This is a genomic window from Streptococcus sp. 2154 (assembly GCF_013277255.1).
GTDB classification, from domain to species: Bacteria; Bacillota; Bacilli; order Lactobacillales; family Streptococcaceae; genus Streptococcus; species Streptococcus pseudopneumoniae.
In genome coordinates, this window is the sequence record NZ_VMMK01000056.1 from 1 (window position 1) to 4,552 (window position 4,552).

At 35.7% G+C, this 4,552-nt stretch carries 1 protein-coding gene; it reads right to left on the reverse strand.

The genetic code is table 11. The features are described 5' to 3' along the window. Positions 1 to 166: 166 nt before the first annotated feature. Positions 167 to 4,552 (reverse strand): ZmpA/ZmpB/ZmpC family metallo-endopeptidase (locus tag HT693_RS09590; protein WP_172925133.1); only part of this gene is annotated, 4,386 nt, incomplete at its 5' end.

The window sequence follows — 4,552 nt, forward strand, 5'->3', positions numbered from 1 at the left end:
AGATTTTTCAATATACTTCGCTATTGGACGGTTACGGTGCAACCAAGACACTTCCGAGTAACACCGAACCAACAATACATTTTATTTTCCGAATGGAAAATTTATCTTTTTTAATAATGACAATTCTAATTCTCTACATTCAATTTTTATTTCCTAATAGTAAACACTATTTTTTATTCTCAAAAATTGAACTTCTAAAATCATCGGTTTGGTCAAGATAGGCTTTAAAGATTGCTCTCTTCAACTTATGAACCGCACTATCATATTCTGGATTATAGTTATACCAAGAATAACGATTATCTTCTGCATCCTTACGAACAGCTTCATCCATTAATTTCTGTAATTCAGTCACGCTATTGATAGTTTTTGTTCCGCGAATATACCAAGGAATTGATGGATCCTTAAATGACACTGTATTTAATTGTCCAAACTTATCTTGGCGTTCTTTGTACATAGCTTTCTTGAATTCTGTCCAAGTTTTATATTGACCGTTAAATACCTTTTTCAAAACCAAGTCATCTGTCACCAATCCGCGTTCTTTACCATAAATAGTTATCTTTTTACCATTTTGTTTGGCTTCTTCTTCGTATTGGTTTGAGATATATGGTACCATACCATCTTTAAAGCCTTTAGCAGCTAGTAGTTCATAGGCTATACGACGTCCCATCAGGTCACCTGGTGTTCCTATATTACTACTTAATGCTGCATAAATTGGTGCAAATAACTTAATAGTGAAGTAGCCATTTCTTTCGTATTCTTTAGACTTGTATTCACGAGCTGAAAGGATGTTATTATCAATCAAACTCTCAAAGCTTGTCAGTTTTTTAGCATCTTCTACTGTCAAATCTTTGACTACATTTGTTGCGTAAACCTTATTTCCATCTTCACGATCTTCTACATACTTGTTCTCAATTTTTCTAAGAGCTTCCATTTTCTGATAATCAGTAAGTTTCTCTGTGATAGATTTACCTTCAAGATATTCTAGCATATAAATAACATCGAACATATTGTGGACGTAGTTCTGAAGATCTGTTGCGTCTTTAAATCTCGTAGTTGGATCGAGTATTTGTAATCGTTGTCCTTCTGTACTATCAGATTTTGAATGTTTCAAGATTGAGTTAATGGTAATGGTCGCATCATCTGGATGGTCTGGCGCTTGTAGCAATCCTTTGGCGAAGAACTCTGGTCCCAGTCCACTTCTTCTGCCATATCCACCTAGATAAATGTCCTGATCTGAATCGTGCGTCATTTCATGCGTATAAGTGATAGCTCCATCCTTATCCAACATACGATACCCCATATAATAAACGGCATCACCTGTGGCGTAAGCACCGTGTTCATTATGACCGACTTTATTTCCAACAGGTCCAAAGAAATGTTTCATAGCAGGATTTGGATCATCAAAATCTGCTACTTTTTTAGCCTTTCCTTCAGTATTATCATTTCCAAATTTATAGGCATCATAAAGCAAGATATTTCGATAAAGCTTTTCACGCCCTTTTTCATCTAGAATACGATACCAATAATCATAGTGATCTCGTTGACGCTCTGCTGTTTCGTGAGCACTCTTTTCAACAAACTTATTGAGCTTATCACCAGCCTTATAGTCACTATTGCGATAACGATCATAAGCACCAAATCCTAGACTAGAGATAGTCGAGATAACAAAGACTGATTTTTCTGGCAAGGTAAGTAGAGGCAGTACCATGTTACGGTATTTCCAGCTGTCGCTAGTGATTCGATCATAGACACCGATAGAGTACTTGCTACCAGCTTTTTCCTGGTTAGCCCTCACTTCTGGAATATTAGATTTTTCTTCAACGATATAAGCCTTGGTCTGTGATTTAAACCAGTCATTGTTAGTTTGAGTAGGTGCAAATGCTTTACGATAGCCTTCTAAAGCACTAAACAGGTCTTTTGTACCGTAGTTATTCGTCAGCAAGGCATTGTAAGTAACCACATTATTTTTTGCCAAGAGATTGTTGTAGCCAGATTTACCTAGTTCAATAATCGTATCAAGAGGAGAGGTATTTCCCTTACCAAAGAAATCCATATGGAACATAAGCAAATCTTTTGCGCTAGCCTTATCAAATTTGAAATCATACCAGCGTTCTAGATAGGTTAATCCTAGCATCAAGGCTTCTTTGTTTCGCTTGATTTTATCAACAATGTAATTGTCAATAGCACTATTATTTCCAGAAACAGCAGCATCAGCTGAAAGCAATTTTTTAAGAGTCTCAGTCAAGTGATCTTTTGTCTTAGTGAATTGCTCATCTAGATAGAGTTCTGTTAATTTAATATTATCAGAGATTCCTAACAAATTCTTAAGAGCAGTTGGATTATACTGTACTGTATTTAAGTCGTTTTTAACTCTGTCTATTATAGATGTGTAATCTTTTAGGAAAGCATTTGGTGTGTATACTAGACCTGTACTTCCAATAGTATACTCAGCCAGATTTGCAAAGTCATTATGGTAGGTTATGTTTACTTTCTCAGATGTTCCATCGTTGTAATGTAGTAATAAATGGTTGATAGAATTCTTGTTTGAAGTGATATCTGAGACTACTTCCTCATTTTTCATAGGGACAACAGATAACAGTTCTTTCTTATACAGGTTATGATCAGTTGATAATTGATTTCCATATTTCACAATGGTGTCTCTATTATAGAAAGGTAATAATTTTTCTATATTTTTATATGCAACTTTTCTTGTCTCCTGATAATGAGCTGCCTTGGTATAATCTACATCCTGTTTAGCAGAATTTGTGAAATCTTCCACTGTGACAGTGTGTTTTTTAGTAATCTTCTCTTTCTTAGCTTGAACTGCTGTTTTTTCAATCTCAGTACCACGTTCTACAGTGGAATCAACTGACATCACCTCATCATCAACTTGTTGAACATTGACTACTTTGTTTTCTTTATTACTATAGACATTTGTTTCCTTTATATTATTGAAGTGGTAACCAGAAATCGCATTCCCATTTGTAATATTCATATCGCTGAGAACATTATTCAAGTGGCCGGTATTATCATCTGTTCCACCTTCTTGCGTCCATAGGGAACCTGCAACTCCACCAACTCTAGCGAATGGTTTAGCATTATTTATTTCACCTTCAGTATAACTATTTTTTACAGTTGCATTATTTTCTACGATACCTGCAATTCCACCAATGGTTTGGTTAGAATATTCTGCATTACTTGAAATGGTTACTGTTGAAATAGAATGGTCTACTACAGAATTAGATCCAGTTAATTGTCCTACTAAGCCACCAATTGCATACTGAGAGGTTGTAACAAAGGTATTTGTTATTCTTCCAGTGAAGCTACTATTTCTTACTGTAGAATTATCAACTTTTTGGACAAGTCCTCCGATACCTAGCTCACCAGCAATGATTCCATTTACGTGAACGTTATCTAAAGTTGAAGAATTTGTGGCTTCCTTAGCAACTGATGCGACATGATTCTTACCAGAAATATTGACATCTTTCAAGGTGAGATCCTGAATAGTAGCATTATTTAATGTATTAAATAACGGCTTTTTCAAATTATAGATAGCATAATGTTTACCTTGATGACTACCAATCAATTTCCCTGTAAAGTTATTTGTAACATAACTTTCTTGGTTTTCATTTAACTCAAACTCGCGAGCATTCATTGTTGCACCAAGTGTGAATGTTCCACTTGGTCTACTATTCATATCAGTTATTAATTTTTTAAATGATGTGTAGATAGGGCCATCGTTTTGAACAACTTTTGGAAGATAATAAGTAAAATTGTCTTGATATTGATTGTCTACAGATTGCTTCAAGTGTTCCAAGCTAGCTGTAATTTTATAGACTGCTTTACCGTCCTTTATAGTGTCCTCAATATTTGAAACTGGAAGTAGTACATCTTTAAATTTAGCTGATTTCACCTTAATGAAATAAGCAGATTTATTATCTGGTACTTTATCCAAGCTTGTATGCTGTTTTGACCGATCTCCTTCATAACTATAGAGCTCCACATCAGAAACACTTCTTAGTTCTATTGTTTTCTCTTGAACTTCTACTTTTTTATCAGGTTCTACTTCATTTTCTTGTTTAATTTCTTCGTTTCCATTTGAATTGGCTGTGTTTGATTCGGTTGAAACATCCTCAGTTGAATTTCCTTTTGGTTGTTCTGGTTCTGTTTGTCCGCTCTCTGTTGTTGCATTACCAGAATTTTCAGGTTTTGTTGAAGTTTCGTCTTTTGACTCATCTTTACTTGTTGCTTGTCCATTCAAGGCTGCCGCTGCTGCAACTAAGTCATTCTTAGCTTTCTCAACTTCTGCTTGACTTGCATCTGGCTTAGCATCTACAGCTTTTGCCGCTTTAAGAGCTTCGTCGTAGGCAGTACGCTTAGCTTGGTCTGCATTCGTGTACTTGGCGTCAGCTTTTGTTGCATCTTCTTTCGCAATTTCAGCTTTCAACTCATCTTTACTTGTTGCTTGTCCATTCAAGGCTGCCGCTGCCGCAACTAAGTCATTCTTAGCTTTCTCAACTTCTGCTTGACTTGCACCTTCTTTAGCTGCTAC